At 47.3% G+C, this 19,471-nt stretch carries 22 protein-coding genes; 5 read left to right on the top strand and 17 right to left on the bottom strand.

The window, feature by feature from the left end:
* Positions 1-65: 65 nt before the first annotated feature.
* From G9F48_RS10770 to G9F48_RS10760, 3 genes are all read left to right on the top strand, one after another.
* Positions 66-407, top strand: coding sequence for a YtrH family sporulation protein (locus tag G9F48_RS10770; RefSeq protein ID WP_003152438.1), 342 nt, complete (start codon positions 66-68; stop codon positions 405-407).
* On the top strand, positions 404-907 hold the full coding sequence (ytrI, locus tag G9F48_RS10765; protein WP_071391505.1) for a sporulation membrane protein YtrI: 504 nt from the start codon (positions 404-406) through the stop codon (positions 905-907). Before G9F48_RS10770 ends, ytrI begins: the two co-directional genes overlap by 4 nt.
* Before the next feature lie 105 nt (positions 908-1,012).
* Positions 1,013-1,204, top strand: coding sequence for a hypothetical protein (locus G9F48_RS10760; protein WP_003152436.1), 192 nt, complete (start codon positions 1,013-1,015; stop codon positions 1,202-1,204).
* 17 nt (positions 1,205-1,221) lie between these two features.
* Here G9F48_RS10760 and G9F48_RS10755 read toward each other — a convergent pair whose 3' ends face one another.
* Positions 1,222-2,163, bottom strand: coding sequence for a DHH family phosphoesterase (locus tag G9F48_RS10755; RefSeq protein WP_003152435.1), 942 nt, complete (start codon positions 2,161-2,163; stop codon positions 1,222-1,224).
* A gap of 116 nt (positions 2,164-2,279) precedes the next feature.
* Here G9F48_RS10755 and G9F48_RS10750 point away from each other — a divergent pair, with 116 nt between their 5' ends.
* A complete protein-coding gene (locus tag G9F48_RS10750; RefSeq protein WP_156735645.1) occupies positions 2,280-2,582 on the top strand; it encodes a YtpI family protein in 303 nt (100 codons plus the stop codon).
* A gap of 28 nt (positions 2,583-2,610) precedes the next feature.
* Here G9F48_RS10750 and G9F48_RS10745 read toward each other — a convergent pair whose 3' ends face one another.
* The 14 genes from G9F48_RS10745 to sppA all read right to left on the bottom strand — a co-directional run bounded on the left by G9F48_RS10745 (position 2,611) and on the right by sppA (position 15,168).
* Positions 2,611-3,927 (bottom strand): CBS domain-containing protein, encoded by a 1,317-nt coding sequence (locus tag G9F48_RS10745; RefSeq protein WP_003152433.1) that lies wholly within the window; start codon positions 3,925-3,927, stop codon positions 2,611-2,613.
* 139 nt (positions 3,928-4,066) lie between these two features.
* On the bottom strand, positions 4,067-4,753 hold the full coding sequence (locus tag G9F48_RS10740; protein ID WP_003152432.1) for a metal-dependent hydrolase: 687 nt from the start codon (positions 4,751-4,753) through the stop codon (positions 4,067-4,069).
* A gap of 60 nt (positions 4,754-4,813) precedes the next feature.
* On the bottom strand, positions 4,814-5,581 hold the full coding sequence (locus tag G9F48_RS10735; RefSeq protein WP_003152431.1) for an SDR family oxidoreductase: 768 nt from the start codon (positions 5,579-5,581) through the stop codon (positions 4,814-4,816).
* A gap of 137 nt (positions 5,582-5,718) precedes the next feature.
* A complete protein-coding gene (locus G9F48_RS19930; RefSeq protein WP_003152430.1) occupies positions 5,719-5,847 on the bottom strand; it encodes a hypothetical protein in 129 nt (42 codons plus the stop codon).
* Positions 5,848-5,921: 74 nt separating this feature from the next.
* Positions 5,922-7,298 carry an argininosuccinate lyase gene (gene argH, locus G9F48_RS10730; RefSeq protein WP_165409474.1) on the bottom strand — a complete coding sequence of 459 codons (1,377 nt, stop codon included), beginning with the start codon at positions 7,296-7,298 and terminating at the stop codon, positions 5,922-5,924.
* Positions 7,295-8,506: an argininosuccinate synthase gene (locus tag G9F48_RS10725; protein WP_165409473.1), complete on the bottom strand. Its 1,212-nt coding sequence runs from the start codon at positions 8,504-8,506 to the stop codon at positions 7,295-7,297. The genes argH and G9F48_RS10725 overlap by 4 nt, the downstream gene beginning before the upstream one ends.
* 151 nt (positions 8,507-8,657) lie before the next feature.
* Positions 8,658-9,170 carry a MogA/MoaB family molybdenum cofactor biosynthesis protein gene (locus G9F48_RS10720; protein WP_003152427.1) on the bottom strand — a complete coding sequence of 171 codons (513 nt, stop codon included), beginning with the start codon at positions 9,168-9,170 and terminating at the stop codon, positions 8,658-8,660.
* Between the two features lie 99 nt (positions 9,171-9,269).
* Positions 9,270-10,457 (bottom strand): acetate kinase, encoded by a 1,188-nt coding sequence (locus G9F48_RS10715; RefSeq protein ID WP_003152426.1) that lies wholly within the window; start codon positions 10,455-10,457, stop codon positions 9,270-9,272.
* A gap of 311 nt (positions 10,458-10,768) precedes the next feature.
* Positions 10,769-11,755: a class I SAM-dependent methyltransferase gene (locus G9F48_RS10710; protein WP_165409472.1), complete on the bottom strand. Its 987-nt coding sequence runs from the start codon at positions 11,753-11,755 to the stop codon at positions 10,769-10,771.
* A gap of 61 nt (positions 11,756-11,816) precedes the next feature.
* The gene (tpx, locus tag G9F48_RS10705) at positions 11,817-12,320 is read right to left on the bottom strand and encodes a thiol peroxidase (RefSeq protein ID WP_007408050.1); all 504 of its coding nucleotides are present in this window, start codon (positions 12,318-12,320) and stop codon (positions 11,817-11,819) included.
* 115 nt (positions 12,321-12,435) lie between these two features.
* Positions 12,436-12,876 carry a GerW family sporulation protein gene (ytfJ, locus tag G9F48_RS10700; RefSeq protein WP_003152423.1) on the bottom strand — a complete coding sequence of 147 codons (441 nt, stop codon included), beginning with the start codon at positions 12,874-12,876 and terminating at the stop codon, positions 12,436-12,438.
* A 12-nt stretch (positions 12,877-12,888) separates the two neighbouring features.
* A complete protein-coding gene (locus tag G9F48_RS10695) occupies positions 12,889-13,578 on the bottom strand; it encodes a DUF2953 domain-containing protein (RefSeq protein WP_109567118.1) in 690 nt (229 codons plus the stop codon).
* A 77-nt stretch (positions 13,579-13,655) separates the two neighbouring features.
* Positions 13,656-14,147, bottom strand: coding sequence for an RDD family protein (locus G9F48_RS10690; RefSeq protein ID WP_007408048.1), 492 nt, complete (start codon positions 14,145-14,147; stop codon positions 13,656-13,658).
* Positions 14,148-14,160: 13 nt separating this feature from the next.
* Positions 14,161-15,168 carry a signal peptide peptidase SppA gene (sppA, locus tag G9F48_RS10685; protein ID WP_003152419.1) on the bottom strand — a complete coding sequence of 336 codons (1,008 nt, stop codon included), beginning with the start codon at positions 15,166-15,168 and terminating at the stop codon, positions 14,161-14,163.
* Between the two features lie 181 nt (positions 15,169-15,349).
* Here sppA and G9F48_RS10680 point away from each other — a divergent pair, with 181 nt between their 5' ends.
* Positions 15,350-16,156 carry an NAD kinase gene (locus G9F48_RS10680; RefSeq protein ID WP_003152418.1) on the top strand — a complete coding sequence of 269 codons (807 nt, stop codon included), beginning with the start codon at positions 15,350-15,352 and terminating at the stop codon, positions 16,154-16,156.
* A 15-nt stretch (positions 16,157-16,171) separates the two neighbouring features.
* Here G9F48_RS10680 and G9F48_RS10675 read toward each other — a convergent pair whose 3' ends face one another.
* Together G9F48_RS10675 and mbcS are read right to left on the bottom strand one after the other, a co-directional pair.
* The gene (locus tag G9F48_RS10675) at positions 16,172-17,767 is read right to left on the bottom strand and encodes an amidohydrolase (RefSeq protein WP_165409471.1); all 1,596 of its coding nucleotides are present in this window, start codon (positions 17,765-17,767) and stop codon (positions 16,172-16,174) included.
* A 23-nt stretch (positions 17,768-17,790) separates the two neighbouring features.
* The gene (mbcS, locus tag G9F48_RS10670; RefSeq protein WP_165409470.1) at positions 17,791-19,377 is read right to left on the bottom strand and encodes an acyl-CoA synthetase MbcS; all 1,587 of its coding nucleotides are present in this window, start codon (positions 19,375-19,377) and stop codon (positions 17,791-17,793) included.
* Between the last annotated feature and the right edge of the window lie 94 nt (positions 19,378-19,471).

The raw sequence follows: 19,471 nt of genomic DNA, 5'->3' as shown, positions 1-19,471 counted from the left end.
TTTTTGACTCATCATCATACTTGTCCGTTTCGCTCAATATGATAGAAAAGTGAGGTGGTGTATATATGGATCAGGAAGCCGGCTTTATGGCGAATTTCATCAGCAGTTATTTTATCGCTCTCGGTGTGTTGCTCGGCGGCGCGCTGATCGGCGGCCTCGGAGCTTATTTATCAGGCGAGCCTCCGCTGACGGCGATCACAAAATTGGCGAACAGGCTGAAGATCTGGGCGCTTGTCGCGGCCATCGGGGGAACATTTGACGCGGTATACAGTTTCGAGCGGGGGCTGTTTGAAGGCAACACGCGCGACATCTTCAAACAGCTTCTTTTAATTATTTCAGCAATGGGCGGCGCGCAGACCGGCTGGCTGATTATTTCATGGCTGACCCAGGAGAATATGTCATCATGAGAATTCCAGAGTATTATAAAAAACCGGGATGGCAGCGTTTTTTTGCGGGAATGATGTGCGGAGCCATCGTCAGCTGGCTGTTCTTTCTGTTTACATACGGAACGTTTCAGGAAGAACAGGTGACGTTAATTGAAAAGCAGCGGGAGCACGCGCGGGATTTAAAAAACCAAATCTCCATCTATCAGAAAGATCTTCATAAATTAAATGAGGATAATAAGCAAAGACTTCTCATCCAAAGTGTTGATGTGAAGCTGATTAATTGGGAAAAATACAGAATTGCCCAGCCTGACAAGATGAAATTTGAGGAGCAGGTGAAAGATAATATTTCTGAAGTCATCACAAAGGATATTGAAAGCGTGTATAAAACAAAGGAACTTTTAAAACGGACGATCGAAAACAAAATATACACCATAAATGAGAAGGAATTTAAAGCTGAAGTAAAGGAACTGACGATTTATACGAGATTGTCTGTCGAAATTCATATTTCTTTTGCGACGTAATTATGTCATTTTTAAAAATTTTCCATAGATCTGTCGCTTTTTTCTCCGCTTTTTTATAAACTGTAGATGAGACATTTTCAACGATTCTGAAGGGAGGAAGGGAAAATGGAGGTTTTTAGTGAACGCCGCTTGGCAAAAGATCATGCAGCCCGAATCAGACAAGGCTATTCCGCATATGCAGAAACAGACACACTCGCTTCCCTCATAAAAAAAGAACTCCAAATCTGTAATCTCCGCGTCTACGAAGACCTGACTGAATTCGGCTGCTGGTTCATCCCCGTGACAGATGAACACTAAGAAAGAGGGTCTCCCCTCTACTTGTGTTCGTTACATACCTCTTCCAGATCAGCAAGAATCTGATCGGTTTCATCCCAGCTGAAGATGGATGCGCCGGCCGCAAGCGGATGTCCGCCGCCATTGTATTTCCGGGCAATTCCGTTGATGACCGGACCTTTTGAACGGAACCGGACTCTGATTTGATCGTCTTCTTCTACGAAAAACACCCAAGCGCGGATACCCGAAATATTTCCGAGTGTTCCGACAAGCTGCGACGCTTCAGAAGCGGTGGTTCCATATGTCTCCAAAATGTCTTTTTTAATGAAAACGGAAGCGACGCCGTTTTCAGACAGTGACACATTTTGATAAATAAAGCCGTTAAGCTTCACCACATTTAACTTTGTTTCATACAATTGATTGAACAGCTCTGACGATGAAAATGGGAACTCAATGAGCTCTCCCGCGTATTTTAATGTCTTTTTTGTGGTGTTCGGGAACAAGAAGCGCCCCGTATCACCGACGATACCCGCGTAGATCAGCTCAGCTGCTTTCGTATTCAGTTTCCAGCCGTGCTGCTTTCCTTCCAGGTACAGCTCATAGATCATTTCGCTTACGGAGCTTGCATTCGTATCGACCCATAACAGATCGCCATACGGATCTTCATTTGGATGGTGGTCTATTTTCATGAGCTTTGCGCCGGAATGGTAGCGCTGATCGTCGACCCTGCCTTGGTTTGCGGTGTCGCACACGATGACAAGAGCATCTTTATAGGTTTCATCATCCACCTCATCGAGGGAATATAAAAAAGACAAGGACGGTTCAGGCTGTCCGACGGCAAAAATATTTTTTTCGGGATACGTTTCCCGCAGGATTTCCGTAAGGCCGCACTGCGAACCGTAGGCGTCCGGGTCAGGCCTCACATGTCTATGTAAGATAATGGTGTCATATAATGATATGGTTCTGATCAGTTCGGATTTCATCGTTTTCTCCTTTTCGTTTTTATTCATTTAATCATACTCTTTATCCATGGAAAAGGAAAATCTTTCAGCAACGGTATAAACGGTTTTGCAAACTCATATAATGGAGGATTTCATTTATGCTGGTTTTTGTTTTTCTCATCGGGCTTTCTGCCTGCTTTTACGTGTATTACAAAGTAAAAGGAATCCAGACGAAACGGGCGCTGGAGAAGGAATGTTTTTCGGCTAAATCAAGTATGGCATTAGGCGCGCTGGTGCTTTTGTACGGAGTAAACCAAATGATTCTGTTTCACTCCGTCCTGACCCTGATCATCGGCGGCGTCTTCATTTTAATCGGAGCAGGCAGCGCATGGGCCGGGTATAAAGCCTATAAGCATTATGAGCCCATCCATGCAAAGGAAGCGGAGAGGGACCACGCATAATGAATGCCAAGGGACCCGGGTGCGTCCCTTAACTTCTCTCCATCAGCTGCACCATGAGCATCGCTTTTGAAACGATGCCGCTTTGGCTTGACACTTCCACTTCCATTTTCCCGAATTTCCGGCCCGCCTCTAAAATGCGCGGTTTCACTTCAATGACCGACTCCATCTGTACGGGCTTCAGGAAGAAAATCGTAATGCTTTCAATGACCAGCTCGCCGCGTTTGCGGGAGCGTAAAAATCGGCTGGCGGCCTGGGTTAAAATCGTGGTAAACACCCCGTAAGAAATCGTGCCGAGCTGATTGGTCATTTGCGGCGTGACTTCATATTGATAAACGGCCGGCGTTTTGTTATCTTCCTCTTCTTTAAATCCCCTTGAAACAATATCATCCAGCTTTTCCCCGACCTGAGGCTGCTTTTGAACCATTTGAAGCGCTTTTAAGACATCCTGGCGGCTGATCATTCCGATCAGTTTGTGATGCCCGTCTGTCACCGGAAGCACTTCAATTCCTTCCCAAACCATCATTTGAGCCGCTGAGGCGACAGATGTTTTCCCGATCACCGTGACAGGGTTTTTGGTCATTACTTTTTCAATCGGAACTGACCGGTCATGCCCCGCGATATCTTTCGGCGTGAGGATTCCGTGGATTTTCATCTGCTGATCGATAACCGGAAAGCGGCCGTGTCCGGTTTCATAGTTCTTTTCGTACCATTTCTCCAGTTTATCCTTAGGGAACAGCGTCACTGTCCGATCTGCGGGCGTCAAAATATCTTCCACGAGCACAATCTCTTTTTTTATGAGCTGATCATAGATCGCCCGGTTGATCATCGCGGCGACCGTAAAGGTATCGTAGCTCGTGGAGAGAATCGGAAGCTCAAGCATATCGGCCAGCTCGATAATGCTGTCATCGGTATTAAACCCTCCTGTTACCAAAACGGCCGCGCCCGCTTCAAGCGCCTGGCGGTGGGCGTTGATTCGGTTCCCGACGATTAACAGGTTCCCCGCCGCCGTATAACGCATCATCGCGTCAAGCTCCATCGCCCCGATCACAAACTTATTCAACGTTTTATGCAGACCGGCTTTTCCGCCGAGCACCTGGCCGTCTATCACATTGACGACCTCGGCGTATGTCAGCTTTTCAATATTTTCTTTTTTCTTCTGTTCAATCCGGATGGTCCCCACACGTTCAATAGTGGAAACGAATCCTTTGTTTTCGGCTTCCTTAATGGCTCTGTAAGCCGTTCCTTCACTGACTTTCATTTCTTTCGCAATTCTTCTGACCGAAATTTTTTCACCGACAGGAAGCGAATCTATGTATGATAGGATTTGTTCATGCTTTGTTGCCAAGCGTTTCACCTCTAAGGACAGTCTTCTGCTTTTATTATAAGGGTACGGGGGATTCATTCGCAATGAGACGCCCGAAAAAAGGCGGCATCACAAAAAAGACCTTCTGAATGCTTGATTCAGAAGGTCTTCGACACATATGTCAGGCAAGCTCAATGGTCTCGCCGACCGCCATGACTTTGCCGACGCCTCCGGGCAGACTTTCTGCGAAAGCGTCAGGGTCCTGTTCAATGACGGGGAACGTATTGTAATGAACGGGGACGACCTGTTTCGCTCTCAGCCATTCAGCCGCGAGTTTCGCATCTTCAGGCCCCATGGTGAAGTTATCACCGATCGGCAGAAACGCCAGGTCAATGTGATTCAGTTCCCCGATCAGTTTCATATCTGAAAACAGCGCCGTATCGCCGGCGTGGAAAATTGTTTTGCCGTCAATCGTTAATAAAATCCCGGCCGGCATCCCGGTGTATGTGATGGTTTTGTTTTCTTCATCAGTGACCGCCGATCCGTGGAACGCCTGTGTCAGTTTTACTTTTCCGAAATCAAATTGGTGCGCCCCGCCGATATGCATCGGGTGGACCTTTAAACCTTTAAAGCCGAGATAAACGGCCAGCTCGTTCGGCGCAATGACGAGCGCATCGTTTTGTTTGGCGATCTGCTCTGTATCTCCGACATGGTCATTGTGTCCGTGAGTAAGCAGGATGACATCCGCTTTCACTTCTTCCGGTTTCAAATTTGTCAGACTGTTTCCGGTCAGAAACGGATCAAAAATAATGTTATGGGTTTTCGTTTCCACTTGAATGACAGAATGTCCGTGATAAGTCACTTTCATCGTTTTCACCTCATAAAAAATTAATATTTATCAAGTTCCCTTTTTGACAAACGAAAAAACTTACAGGGATTGATGCCTGTTAATCACATTCAGCCCGCCTGTTGCTTCAATGACCGTTCCGGTTACAAGATCGGAATCTTCTTCACATAAAAAGGCGATGATTCTCGCAATGTCCTCTCCGGTTCCGGACCTGCCGATCGGCGTCTTTTCTTTGCCGATTTTCCGTCTTGCTTCCTCTATAGACGCTTCTTTCATATCTCCTACAATATCACCCGGGCAGACCATATTGGCTGTAATGCCTGATTCGGCTTCTTCAATCGCAATGGTTTTCGTTAACGAAGCCAATCCGACTTTAGCCGCTCCGAAAGCGGAACGGTGAAGCCAGCCGGGGGCATGGTCCGCTCCTTGAAAACCGTATGTAATAATCCGGCCGAACCGCTGCTGTCTCATGACCGGGATAACCGCTTTAAACAGATGGAAAACGGCGCTTAAATTCCCTTCAAGCATGCCATACCATTCGTCATCGGAGTAATCGGCAAGCTTTTTGCGCTCAAATATGTACGGCCCGGCATTGTTAATCAGTATGTCAATCCTTCCAAACCGCTGAAGGGCTGCATCGGCGATCCGCATGAGATCTTCTTTCCGGGTTACATCGCCCTTAACGAATTGCAATCTGTCATGGCACCCGGGATAATCCGCCTTCAGACAAGCGACCGCTTCTTCGTCCTGTCTGTAATTCACTGTGACAGAAAAGCCTTTTTCCAGAAGCATTTCAGTCACTTTTCGGCCCAATCCCTTTGTACCGGCAGTGATTAGAGCATGTCGCACATTGAATACCCTCCCCAGGCAACGTAGCCGCTTCAATAAAATCAAGACGTTTCTCCCTCTACTTTACTATAAACCAACGGCAATATCACTTTTTTGCACTTCGTCCGCACGAAAAAAAAGCCGTCTTTACAGACAGCTTAATTTTCTGAAGGAGCAGAGGCTTCCTCCATGCCGACATAACCGCTTTGGTATGCCTCTGAGATGAGCCTGGCCGTTTCTTCACTTTCTTTTTCATCATAGATGTAACGGTCTTGTTCTTTGCGCATTCCTTCTACCTCCCATCTTTTATAGATGTAGGGTGTCTGATATGACGGGAAAATATGAAGGAAATTTCAGCAAATTAAATGCCGGCGCAGGCTTTTGCTTTTACGAGCGCCTGTTCTACCTGCTGAAAACCCGTTCCGCCGGCGCTCATTCTTTTTTCAACCGCATGATGCGGATCGAGCACTGTATAGATATCTTCTTCAAAGAGACTGCTGGCTTGAAGGAATTCTTCAAATGCCATATTACTTAAATAGATTCCTTTTTCAATACAGCTGTACACAAGCTTGCCGACCACTTCATGCGCTTCTCTGAACGGCATGCCTTTTTTAGCTAAATAATCGGCAAGTTCCGTCGCGTTTGAAAAATCTTGTTTTGTCGCTTGTTTCATGATGTCTTTGTTTACTTTCATCGTTTCAATCATGCCCGTGAAAATCTGAAGGCTTCCTTCTACGGTTTTCACCGTGTCAAACATGCCCTCTTTATCTTCCTGCAGGTCTTTGTTGTAAGCGAGCGGGAGCCCTTTCATAATCGTGAAAAGCCCCATCATATCACCGTATACGCGTCCGGTTTTACCGCGGATCAGCTCCGCCATGTCGGGGTTTTTCTTCTGCGGCATCATGCTGCTTCCCGTCGCGTACGTATCATCCAGTTCAATGAATCTGAATTCCTGCGAGCACCATAGAATGATTTCTTCTGATAAACGTGAAAGGTGCATCATCAGCATGCTGCTGCCGCTTAAAAACTCGAGAATAAAATCTCTGTCACTGACTCCGTCAAGACTGTTCTCATAAATGGAGTCAAAACCGAGCAGCTCCGCCGAATAGTTACGGTCTATCGGAAACGTGGTTCCGGCAAGCGCCCCGCATCCGAGCGGCGATATGTTAATCCGCTTCATAGCATCCCGAAAACGCTCTTTATCCCGTTCAAGCATCCAAAAATAAGCAAGCAGATGGTGGGCGAAAGAAATCGGCTGAGCCCGCTGCAAATGGGTGTACCCCGGCAGAATGGTCTCGACATTGGCCTCCGCTTTTTCGATCAGCGCTTTTTGGAACTGTTCAATCAGCACGATGATATGAGAGACATGATCTTTCAAATATAGATGCATGTCAGTCGCCACCTGGTCGTTCCGGCTTCTTCCGGTATGGAGTTTGCCGCCTAGCGGTCCGATTTCTTCAATCAGCATTTTTTCAATATTCAAATGGATATCTTCATAATCAACAGAGAATTCAAGCGTTCCTTCTTCTGCTTTTTGCAGGAGGGTCTGCAGCCCCTGTCGGATGGCGCCTTCTTCTTCTTCCGTCAGAATGCCGCATTTTTTCAGCATTGCCGCATGAGCGAGAGACCCTGTAATATCCTCTTTGACTAAGTTTTGGTCGAATGTGATGGATGCGCCGAACTCATCGACCCACTTTTCCGGTGTTTTTTGAAAACGGCCTCCCCAAAGCTTCTTCATGCTTCAATCTGCTCCTTCTTTTTCACAATGCTGTTTACTTTTGTCGGCAGTCCCCAAAGCTCGATAAAGCCGATTGCCGCATGATGGTCAAACGCATCGTCTTTTGTATATGTCGCAAGTTTTTCATCGTAGAGTGAATATTCCGACTTACGCCCTTCTACAATGGCATGGCCTTTAAACAGCTTGACTCGCACAACGCCGATGACGTGCTTTTGGGTTTCTTTCAGGAATGCAAGCAGCGCGTCTTTTAACGGCGAGAACCATAAACCGTTATAGATGATTTCAGACAGTTTTTGTTCAATTGCCGGTTTGAAATGGGCCACTTCTTTCACTAAAGTCAGATCCTCAAGCTCTTTGTGAGCCGTAATTAAAGTCATGGCGCCCGGGCACTCATAAACTTCACGGGACTTAATGCCGACCAGGCGGTTTTCCACATGGTCAATCCGGCCGATGCCGTGTTTTCCGGCAGTCTCGTTCAGCTTGAGAATTAAATCAGCGAGCGGGTAGGTTACGCCGTCGATTGAAACCGGAACACCGGCTTCAAATGCGATTTCGATGATTTCCGGAACGTCCGGCGTGTTTTCAAGAGATGCTGTCAGGTCATATGCCCCTTCAGGCGGCGCCGCCCACGGATCTTCTAATATACCGCATTCATTGGCGCGTCCCCATAGATTCTGGTCGATGGAATACGGGCTGTCAAGATTGATCGGAATCGGTATGCCGCGGCTTGCAGCGTATTCAATTTCTTCTTCACGCGACCATTGCCACTCACGGACCGGAGCAATGACCTCCAGATCAGGATTTAATGATTTAATGGATACTTCGAAACGAACCTGATCGTTGCCTTTTCCCGTGCAGCCGTGCGCTACGGCCACCGCGTTTTCCTTTTCCGCCACTTCAACGAGTTTTTTCGCGATTAACGGACGGGATAGTGCAGATACGAGCGGATACTTGCCTTCATACATTGTATGGGCCTGCATAGAAATGAGCGCGTACTCCCGGGCGAATTCTTCTTTCGCATCAATCACATACGAATTTACGGCGCCAACTTCCAGCGCTTTTTGCTGAACGAATGCCAAATCCTTTCCTTCCCCAACATCTAAGCAGCAGGCAACAACATCGTATCCCTGTTCTTGCAGCCATTTTATCGCTACAGAAGTATCAAGACCTCCTGAGTATGCCAATACAACCTTTTTTTGTTCTGCCATGTTAAAAGCTCCCTTTGTATAAAAATTAGTTTTAATTAATAAAAATGCATTTTGTATGTATACACTGTAACAAGTAAATTCTGTTTTTTCAAGCCTTTTATAAAAAAAACCCCACCCAATTTTTTGAGCGGAGCAAAGCCTTTTTATACATTTATAAATCTTTTCGGATTTCCCGGAGCACATGGGGCAGTTCAGGAATAATCAGTTTACTCATTGCAAGCTTTACGGCGCCTGAGGAGCCGGGCGTGCAGAAGACTGCTGTATTTCGGATCACACCCGCTGCCGCTCTGGACAAAATGGCGGCGGAACCGATGTCCTCCGTATAGCTCAGCATGCGGAACAGCTCGCCGAATCCCGGGAGTTCTTTTGAAAACAGCGGCGTGACCGCTTCAATTGTGACATCCCTTTCGGCAATGCCCGTCCCTCCGTTTAACAGCACCGCATCTGTATATTCATCCATACAGCCGGATAAAACGGCTTTCTGCAATTCATCTTTTTCATCTTTTACAATGTCATAAGCGACCGTTTCAAATCCCGCTTCTCTGATGAAATCCATCATGACGCGCCCGCTTTTGTCGGTTTCTTTCGTTCTCGTGTCGCTGACTGTAATCACCTTGCAGCGCACGGCTGACGGGGCTTCTTGTTTATGTTCATGCACACTCATTGCTTCACCTCATCGTTTATGTATTAAACATATCGTAACGTTTGACTCTGGGGCATTCAATAAAAAAGCACACCCTAAAGGATGTGCTTTTTTCGATCATTACTGTGCAAGGCGGACAACGTCGCGTGCGATCATGACCTCTTCGTCAGTCGGAATGATGATGACTTTGACAGGAGAGTGAGGGTAGCTGATAAACGCTTCCTCGCCGCGCACGTTGTTCAGCGCAGGATCCCAATATACACCCATGAATTCTAAGCCGCGAAGCACGCGTTCTCTGACTTCAACGCTGTTTTCACCGATACCCGCAGTGAAAATAATCGCGTCAACGCCGCTCATTCTCGCAGCGTAAGAACCGATATATTTATGGATTCTGCTTGCAAACACTTCAAGAGCCGTTTCCGCTCTTTCGTTTCCTTCTTTTGAAGCTTCTACGATATCGCGAAGGTCGCTGGAGAAACCGGATATGCCAAGCAGTCCGCTCTTTTTATTTAACGTATTTAATACTTCATCTGCCGTCTGATCCGTTTTTTCCATAATGTACGGGATCAATGCAGGGTCGATGTTTCCTGAACGTGTTCCCATCGCAACACCCGCAAGCGGTGTGAAGCCCATTGACGTATCAATGGATTTTCCGCCTTCTACGGCCGCGATACTTGCGCCGTTACCGAGGTGGCAGGAAATCAGACGCAAATCTTCAAGCGGGCGGCCGAGAAGCTCAGCTGCGCGCTGTGTCACGTATTTATGAGAAGTGCCGTGGAAACCGTATTTGCGGATGCCGTATTTCTCGTAGTATTCGTACGGAAGGCTGTACAGGTAAGATTGCTCAGGCATCGTTTGGTGGAACGCCGTATCAAACACTGCAACCGCAGGCACATCCGGAAGCACTTCTTTAAAGGCTTTAATGCCGACGATGTTAGCCGGGTTATGAAGCGGCGCAAGTTCTGAAATCTCTTCAATCTCACGGATTGTTTCATCCGTAAGCAAAACAGAATCGCTGAATTTTTCTCCGCCGTGAACCACACGGTGGCCGATTCCGTCAATTTCGTTTAAATCCTTTATAATACCGAATTCAGTCAGCTTGTGAAGCAGCATCTTCACCGCAACCGCATGATCCGGAATATCTGTCACTTCTGTATTTTTTTCGCCGTTAACAGAGATAGTGAAAACGCTGTCGGCGATACCGATCCGTTCTACTAAACCTTTTGTTAGCACCTTTTCTGAAGGCATTTCGAATAACTGAAATTTTAAAGATGAGCTTCCTGCGTTAATTGCAATAATTTTAGACATAAATGACGCTCCTATCAAAATTCTTCTTCGTTTGTTCGTTCTTTTTTCCCAGACCATAACTGCGGTCCAAAAAATATCTGACTTTTCCATTTAAACATTGTCAACTCAGCATTTCAAGTCAACATCCACATTGGTACCGCTTACAATATGAAGTCGATATTTTCTGATAAATCTCATTTGTGCCAAATGGACGGCACGGCCTTACGGAATGTTATTTTCTTTCCTTAATTTGTGTTTTCGCCCTGATTTCCATTCATTTTAAAAAGCGAAAAGCAGCGCGGGATTTTGCGTCTCACACTGCTTTTTCGCCATTATTTTTCTTTTTGAATCCACTGATCCAATTTTGCCATCATCTCCCGCATCGCCTGCTGGTTCGCAAAAGAAGGAAGATTCGCCAAAAGCGCTTGTTTCGGCGGCTTTGCGTCTTCGCCTTTTTTCTGCAAGATTAAAATGCTCTTTGCCTGCGCTTCGTCTTTAAACATAGTAGCCGGCAGCTGGAGAAGGGCGTTGATATACACTTTTTCCGCAAAAAACCGCTTCAGTTTATCGCTTTGCGCGCTGTCAAACAGATGGTTCGGAATCATAAAAAATAAGTATCCGCCCGGTTTTGTATGTTTGACGCTCTGCTCAATAAATAAGTGGTGGGCAAATGAGTGGCCTTCATCCGCTTTCAGCTCAAACGCTTCAGCGCCTTCGTCATTCGGATAGTAGCCGACCGGCAAATCGCAGATAACCGCATCGGCCGGTTCGATAAATAACGGCTGAAGACTGTCCTGGCAGAACAGCTCCATTTCTTTTTCCTGCAGATTCGCCTGAGCATAAGCGATCTTCAGAAGGACATCGTCGATTTCAATGCCGAAGCTTTTTGCCGCTTTGTCAGAAAGCTGGTTTACCGCGGTCAGCAGAAGATTTCCGGTGCCGCAGGCAGGGTCCAGCAATGTCAGGCCTTTTCGGCCGCCCGTAAATTTATTCACGAGGTAACTGATGAAAAGGCCGATCGTATCAGGCGTCATCTGTCTGTTCGGATGGGACTTATCTTTCAGTCCTTTTAAAATGGCGAGCTGGAACGCCTTGCGGATCCATTCATGCTCCCATTTTCTGAAGTCTGCTTTCGCAAGCAGGCTTTTAAGCTCGCCGGTTTGCTTTTCCTGAAGCGGAAGCTGGTCGGCCGTTTCAAGAAAATACATCTCTCCCGCCTCCGCAAGCCCCTCAATATAAGAAATCTCAAGGCCTTCTGCTATCACTTGAGCGGCTTCATCTAAAAGTTCATAAATCTGACCGACATGGTCGTGTTGCATGCTGTTTCCTCCTTGCCATGAAAAGAGCTCCGCGGCAGCACCCGGAGCTCTTTTTCTCTCTTTACTTGATTAACGCTTTTGCAGCTTCGATAGGCTTTTCATAATTCGGGTGGTTTGTCGCTTCGCTTACGTATTCCGCGTAAACGACTTTTCCGTCCTGATCAAGGACGAATACGGAACGTGCCAAAAGACGAAGTTCTTTGATGTAAACACCGAATGCTTCACCAAATGACATCTCTTTATGATCCGATAATGTTTCCACTTTATCAATTCCGTTCGCTCCGCACCAGCGCGCTTGTGCAAACGGAAGGTCGGCGCTGATTGTATAAACGTTCACATCACCGAGTTTTGCGGCTTCTTCGTTGAAGCGGCGTGTCTGCGCGTCACATACGCCTGTGTCAATGGAAGGAATAACGGATATGATCGTTACTTTCCCTTTCATATCTGCTAATGTCTTCTCTTCTAATCCGTTTGTCAAAACCGTGAAGTCAGGAGCTTGGTCACCCGGTTTCACTTCTTGTCCGATCAGCGTCACGGCTCCGCCTTTAAATGTAATTTCAGCCATTCTGATTCCTCCCTTTATCTATGTATAGCTCTATCATAGTCGAGTTTTATGCAAACTGCAAAGGTTATGCCGCATCGTAAAAAAAGCTAACTGCGGGCGGCAGTTAACTTTTCTGTTATAAATCGATATCCGTTCTTTTTTGGTTCCGGCCTTTTTCATTCTTTTTAAACATATGCTGGATGCGTTCAATCGTTTGAGGCGCGGAGTCTAACAGTTTATCAATCAGATGGGTGTTTTCGTCTAAATGAAGCATACGCACGCCGTTTGTTCCGACAATCAGAAACGCAATCGGCGTAATGGATACTCCGCCGCCGCTTCCGCCGCCGAACGGGAGCTTCTGCTCTTTTCTTTCATCATCATCGGTTCTTTTTTCAGCCGGCTTTCCTCCAAACTCGCTTCCGCCCGCCGCAAATCCGAATCCGACCTTTGAAACCGTTAAGATTACGCTGCCGTCAGGCGTTTCAACAGGATCGCCGATGATTGTATTCACGTCAATCATTTCTTTTAAATTTTCCATAGCGGTTTTCATTAAACCTTGAATGGGGTGGTCTGCCATATGCGCTCCTCCTTAAACTGATGAATCATTCTTTGAAGCAACCGGAACCGGCTGTTTCTTTCGTATGATAGAAAGTCCGTTCCGCCCGTATTTGAGCAATTTGAAAGCTGCACCTATAAGATGTCCAAAACGAAAAAAGAATATACACTGCAAATGCGTCTTGGATGCAGGCACTTGAAAAGACGGAATGACTTCGCACACCGGTTTATGTATGAAACGCAGATGATCATACAGCATCGCCGTAAGGCCTCCCTTTACGGCCCACAATCCGCCGGCGGCGATTCCCGTAACGGCGGCGTCTTTTATTCCGATAACCGTCACCCATTCAAACTTCGTAACACGGACTCCCGCAAGAAATGAGGCGGCGATTTGGCGCATCTGAAAGACTTGGTGCAGAATCATTTCTATTCTGTGAATGCTCTGTTTGACATCTTCATATGTGATTTTTTTCTTCTCTTTTTTCTGACCTTTCATTTCTGATTTCGTGTCCTGTTTGACATCAATAGACGCGTCTTCGCTGTTTACTTTAATGACGGGCAGCGTTTTTTTAAAACGGACCAGCCCGTATAAGGCCGAGAGTTTAAACGTCAGTTTGTCGTTATCTTTATCGTGAAGATATTCGAAAGTCAGATGGATTTTCATCCTCATGAGCAGCCAGACCAAAATGAGAATGAGAATAACAGCTGCTGCGGCATATCCCATAAGCTTCACTTCCTTAGCAGCATTATCGCCAAAACCAAAAAAAATAAACCCGGACGTTTATTCCGGGTTTACTGCTTTTATTTGCGGTACAGCGCTTCGTGAATCACCGTTGTGTCGGCGATCAGATCGTGAATGCCCTGCTTTTTGGGCGTAAACGCAATGACGATATAGAGAATCCAGATTTTATCGATATATCGCCCCACCGCTTCTCTGAAAATGACGGTGCTCCAAGTCAGCGGCTTTCCGGGCGTCAAAGAAGTGACCTTTAACCCGAAGACCATTTTGCCGAGTGTCTGATGAAACCATTTCGTCATGAACACAAAATAGGCGAGGTAGACGATCAGGGTTGTGACGGAATAAGCTGAGATTGTAAACATTCCGCTTGTTGCCGGGAGCTTCATCAGCGTGAAAATCGGTGAAACGATGAGGTGGTTAAGTCCCCAGACCACCAGCCAATCAAGAAGAAACGCCCAAAACCTGATCCAAAAGCCCGCATATGCCTGCTCGGGCGCCCTCTGTTGTTCGGCTTCCTCTTCTTTGCCGTGAAAGCCTTCGTAAGTCGCGTCCATTCTTTCTCCCCCCCTACTTTGCATAGAGATACATCATCCGCGGCGAACCGGATTGCGAAATGAGTTCTTTCATATTCAGAAAATCAATTTCGCTTTTAAACATTTTCGCTGCGCTCATGGAAAAGAGCGAGCCTAATCCGAATCCTTCCTCGTATGTGATGACTGAAGCGTTTTTCATATTTTTATGGTCCTTTTTCATCGCGCTGATCGTATCATCGTAAAAACCCAGCTCATCAACGAGGCCGATTTTTTTCGCTTGTCTGCCGTCGTAAACACGGCCGTCGGCAATTTTTTTCACATCCGCTTTTGACATGTGCCGGCCTTTTGAAATGACATTGACAAATCCTTCATAAGAATCGTTGACCATTGTCTGCATGATCTTTCTTTCTTCCTTCGTCATGTCGCGGGTCGGGGACATGATGTCTTTATGCGCGCCGCTTTTAATGGTTTCAAACTTGATGCCGAGTTCATCGGCGAGCTTGGAATAATTGACGCTTTCCATGATGACGCCCAGTGAACCCGTGAGCGTTTCCGGTGAAGCATAGATTTTATCGGCGGCCGTTGAAATATAGTAGCCTCCCGATGCCGCCATGGAGCCCATGGATACATAAATCGGTTTCTTCGTTTCTTTCTTTAGTTCTTCCAGTTTTTTATGTATTTCCGCGCTTTCGTAAACGCCTCCGCCGGGGGAATTGATTTTCAGTACAATTCCTTTGACGCTTTTATCTTCTTTCGCACGCTCAACCTGTTTTAAAAATGATCTGTGATCATACCCGCCTGAGCTGAGCAGGCCAGCGGACCCGCCGTTATCCTCAATCGTGCCGTCCACTTCAAGCACGGCGATTTTACTGCCGGGGCTGCCCTTATCCAGCGTCACTTCCTCTGTGTCATCTGTCAGTGATGCAAAGTCAGACCCTGTATCTCCGATATTCTTCAGCACCCCGACGGTCACACTTGCAATGACTGATACGCCGAAAATGCCGAGCGCGATGACGAGCGCAATCCATCTTTTTGCATTCATTTGTTCTCCTCCTTTTCTGTCAATATTCGTACGTTCCCCCGTAAAAAAAGATTCATTTTTTTCATGAAACGCTTTCTCTTAACGGATAAACAGGAAACATGTTACACTATTGCCACAGGTATTTTAACACAATACCTGCTGGGAGAAAAACGTAAATATGACAGCAAAGGGGAATGGGGATATGACCGATCTTCGCCGCAATGTTTATTTTTTTCACAAACAAAACAACGAAACAAAAGAACAAGTCAGCTCTTTGAAGCAGCTTGCTGAATCGCACGGTTTTACAGTTGCGGCTCACCCGGAGGATGCCGGTATTATCGCCAGCATCGGCAGCGACGGCTCATTTCTGCAAGCCGTCAGAAAAACCGGATTCCGTGATGACTGCCTGTATGTCGGCATCGCTAAAAAAGGGAAAGCCCATTTGTACTGTGATTTTCACAGCGATGAGCCTGAAAAAATGGCGGCCAGCATGACCGCGGAACAGCTTGAGGTCAGAAAATACCCGCTCATTCACGTAACGGTGGACGGCAGCAATCATTTTCACTGTTTAAACGAGGTTTCCATCCGTTCAAGCATTATTAAAACGTTTGTGATGGATGTGTTAATTGATGATCTTCATTTTGAGACGTTCAGAGGAGACGGGATGATCATTTCCACCCCGACTGGCAGCACCGCCTACAATAAATCTGTCTCAGGCGCCGTTGTTGATCCTTTGATTTCCTGCATGCAGGTATCCGAACTGGCGTCGTTGAACAACAACACATACCGTACACTCGGATCCCCGTTTATTTTAAGCTCAGACCGGAAGCTGACACTGCAGGTGGTGCAGGACGGCAATGAGCATCCGATTATCGGGCTTGATAATGAAGCGCTCAGCACGCGGAATGTCAAAAAGGTTGAGATTACACTATCCGATAAAAAAATCAAAACGGTGAAACTGAAAGACAACTCTTTCTGGGAAAAAGTAAAGCGCTCATTTTTATCATAAAAAAGAGGACGGGCATTAACGCCTGTCCTCTTTTTCATATACGATACGGCCGCCGACGACGGTTTTGACCGCTTCCAATTCATGAAGCTTTTTCGGATCCGTCCCGAACGGATCACCGCTGAGTACGGTAAAGTCGGCATCATAGCCGGGGGCGATCCGTCCGCGGCTATATTCTTTATGGATGATGGCCGCGCTTCCCTCCGTGTAAAGCTGAATGGCTTCGTACACGGTCAGGCACTCTTTTTCATAATAGGCCGGACCTTCCGGATGCTGCTTGCTTGTACGGAGCACAGCCGATTGAATGCCCAGAAGCGGATCGGCCGGCTCAATCGGGGCGTCTGAGCCTCCGGCGCACAGCAGCCCTTTTGACAGCAGTGTTTTCCAGGCGAAAGCCGTTTTCATCCGCTCTTCTCCGAGCCGGTCAATCACCCACGGAAAATCACTGGCCACAAAATGCGGCTGAAGATCAAGTCCGATCGGCAGCCGGGCGGCTCTTTCAATCAATCCGTCATCTAATACTTGCGCATGAATGAGCCGGTCAAGCTGTCCGGGCTTTGCCGGGTATCTTTCGATAACATCGAGCACCTTTTCAAATGCAAGGTCGCCAATCGCGTGCACGGCGATCTCCATTCCTTTCTCTCTCGCTTTATAAACAAGAGCGGCAAGGGTCTCGTCATCGTGCACCTGAACGCCGGAAACTGACGGATCATCATGATAAGGCTTTTTCAACAGAGCGGTTCTGCCTCCGAGCGCGCCGTCAGCAAAAATTTTCATCGCTCCGTATTCCAGATAAGGTCCGGTCGATTTATCCAGAGCACTCCAGCTGTCGACGGCTTCGTGATGAACGAGCAGATGGGCGCGAAAAGGATAAAGGCCGCTGCCGGTTAAAGACTCGTACGCGGCAACGGGAACGGACGCGTCTCCGTAGTATGCCAGATCTTCTGAATGCCCGCCTGTCAGGCCTTTTGACCAGCAGTCCGTAATCGCCGTTTGAAGCGCGCGTTTGACATAGTGAAGTGAGACGGGCGGCAGGGCCTGTGTCACAAGCTCTTGGGCTTTATCCAGCAGAAGGCCTGTCGGACCGGTGCCGTCCCGGACGATAATCCCGCCGTTTGGATCAGGGGTTTCGTTTGTAATCCCCGCCGCGCGCAATGCGGCCGAATTAACCGCAACGGCGTGCCGGCATACCCGCTTCAGCAGGACGGGGCGGTCGGGAAAGAGCGGGTCAAGATCATGCTTTGTGACGTAATCCGGCCGTTCAAACAGGTTTTCATCCCAGCCTTCGCCGATCAGCCATTCGCCATCTTCCAATTCACGCTCTGCTTCTTTTGCGGCCCGCAGGATCGCTTCTTTTGACGTCAGCTGCGACAAATCGAGGCGAAGCTGTTTTTCCCCGTGTCCGATTAAATGCATATGACTGTCCGTAAACCCCGGGAACATGACAGCTCCATGTAAATCGATTTCCTCCGTGTCAGGCGAACCGTATGTTCCTTGGAGCTCCCGGTAGCTGCCCGTCTGCCTGACGACGCCTTCTTCGGTATAAACGGCTTCAGTGACATGGTTCTCGTCAAGCATTGTATAGATGGTGCCGCCGTGCCAAATCGCTTTCATCCCCGCTCACCCTTTATCCTGTATTATGCTTTTTTATCAGCCTTCAGCCGTTCTTCACGCTGTCTCAGCTCCACACGTCTGATTTTTGCGGACGCCGTTTTCGGCAGGCTTTCGACAAATTCAATTTCTCTCGGATATTTGTAAGGCGCCGTAATCGTTTTTACGTGGTTTTGCAGTTCTTTGACAAGTTCGTCACTGCGCTTTTCATCGTCTTGTAAAACGACATAAGCTTTTACGATTGAACCTCTGATTTCATCCGGGCTCGCCACGACGGCACATTCTTTCACTTCCGGATGCTTCACGAGCGCGTCCTCTACTTCAAAAGGCCCGATTGTATATCCGGAGCTGACGATAATGTCATCATTGCGGCTCTCAAACCAAAAGTAGCCGTCCTCGTCTTTTTTCGCGCGGTCTCCTGTAAGAAAGTAATCTCCGCGAATCTGCTTTTTCGTTCTTTCGGGATCTTTATAATATTCCTTGAATAAAGCCGGTGTGCTCAAATGTACGGCGATATCGCCCGTTTCGCCTGTTTCGCATATTTCGCCTTTATCGTTTATAATCTCTACTTGATTTCCGGGGGTCGGTTTGCCCATGCTTCCCGGCTTAATATCCATATCCTTCAGAACGCCGACTAACAGGGTGCTCTCCGTTTGGCCGTATCCGTCTCTCACTTTAATGCCGAAATGGTTCCGGAATACGTCAATGACTTCCCGGTTTAATGGCTCACCCGCAGAAACTGCGCTGTGAATAGCAGAAAGATCATATTTGTCCAGCTCCTCCACTTTTGCCATCAGGCGGTATTCCGTCGGGGTACAGCAGAAGACATTTACTTGATGGCGCTCCAGCAGCTCTAAATACGTCTTGGCGTTGAATCTGCCGTGATAAATGAATCCTGTCGCGCCGCTTCCCAGAACGGCGAGCAGCGGGCTCCACACCCATTTCTGCCAGCCGGGCGCCGCGGTGGCCCACACTGTATCGTCTTCAGAAATATCCAGCCATGCACCGGCTGATGTTTTTAAATGGGCAAAGGCCCAGCCGTGTGTATGTACAACGCCTTTAGGCTGGCCGGTCGTGCCTGAAGTATAGGACAAAAACGCCATGTCCTCTCTTGTTGTATCAGCTGTTTGAAAACTGTCTCCGTCCGCTTCAATCGTTAAGAGGTTTTTCCAGCCGGCATCATTTTCACCGATTGACAATGTCACCAGCTGCTCGGTATTCACCTCGTCAAATGCGTTTATAAATGAAGGATAAACGATAGCGCCTTTCACTTCGGCGTGTTTGATCCGGTATTCAAGGTCTTTGGCGCGCAGCATTTCCGAGCAAGGAATGACGACCATCCCCGCTTTTAAGATCGCTAAATAAACGGCATACGCTTCAAGCACTCTCGGAACCATGACAATCAGCTTATCGCCTTTTTCAAATCCGAGACCTTTCAGGCGGGCTCCGATTTTATTCGTTTCTTCCATCAATTTTTCATACGTCCAGACTTTCTTGCCGCCTGTTTGATCTTCCCAAATAAGCGCGTTCTTCTCTTTGGAACGGCTGAACTTTTCGATTTCATTTACAAGGTTATAGTTCTTTGGGGCGATTAAATCTTCTCGTTTTAACACGAACAACTCCTCACTTTCTTTCCCCATTATACATAAACATAGGCCATTACAATAAAAATATGCATAAATTGCTTCCCGCCTTCTATCTATACTC

Origin of the sequence: Bacillus sp. EKM420B, from assembly GCF_011065565.1 — a bacterium.
Lineage (GTDB): Bacteria > Bacillota > Bacilli > Bacillales > Bacillaceae > Bacillus > Bacillus velezensis.
The sequence above is the reverse complement of the archived record's forward strand: the minus strand, read 5'-3'. Positions and strand labels throughout refer to the sequence as shown.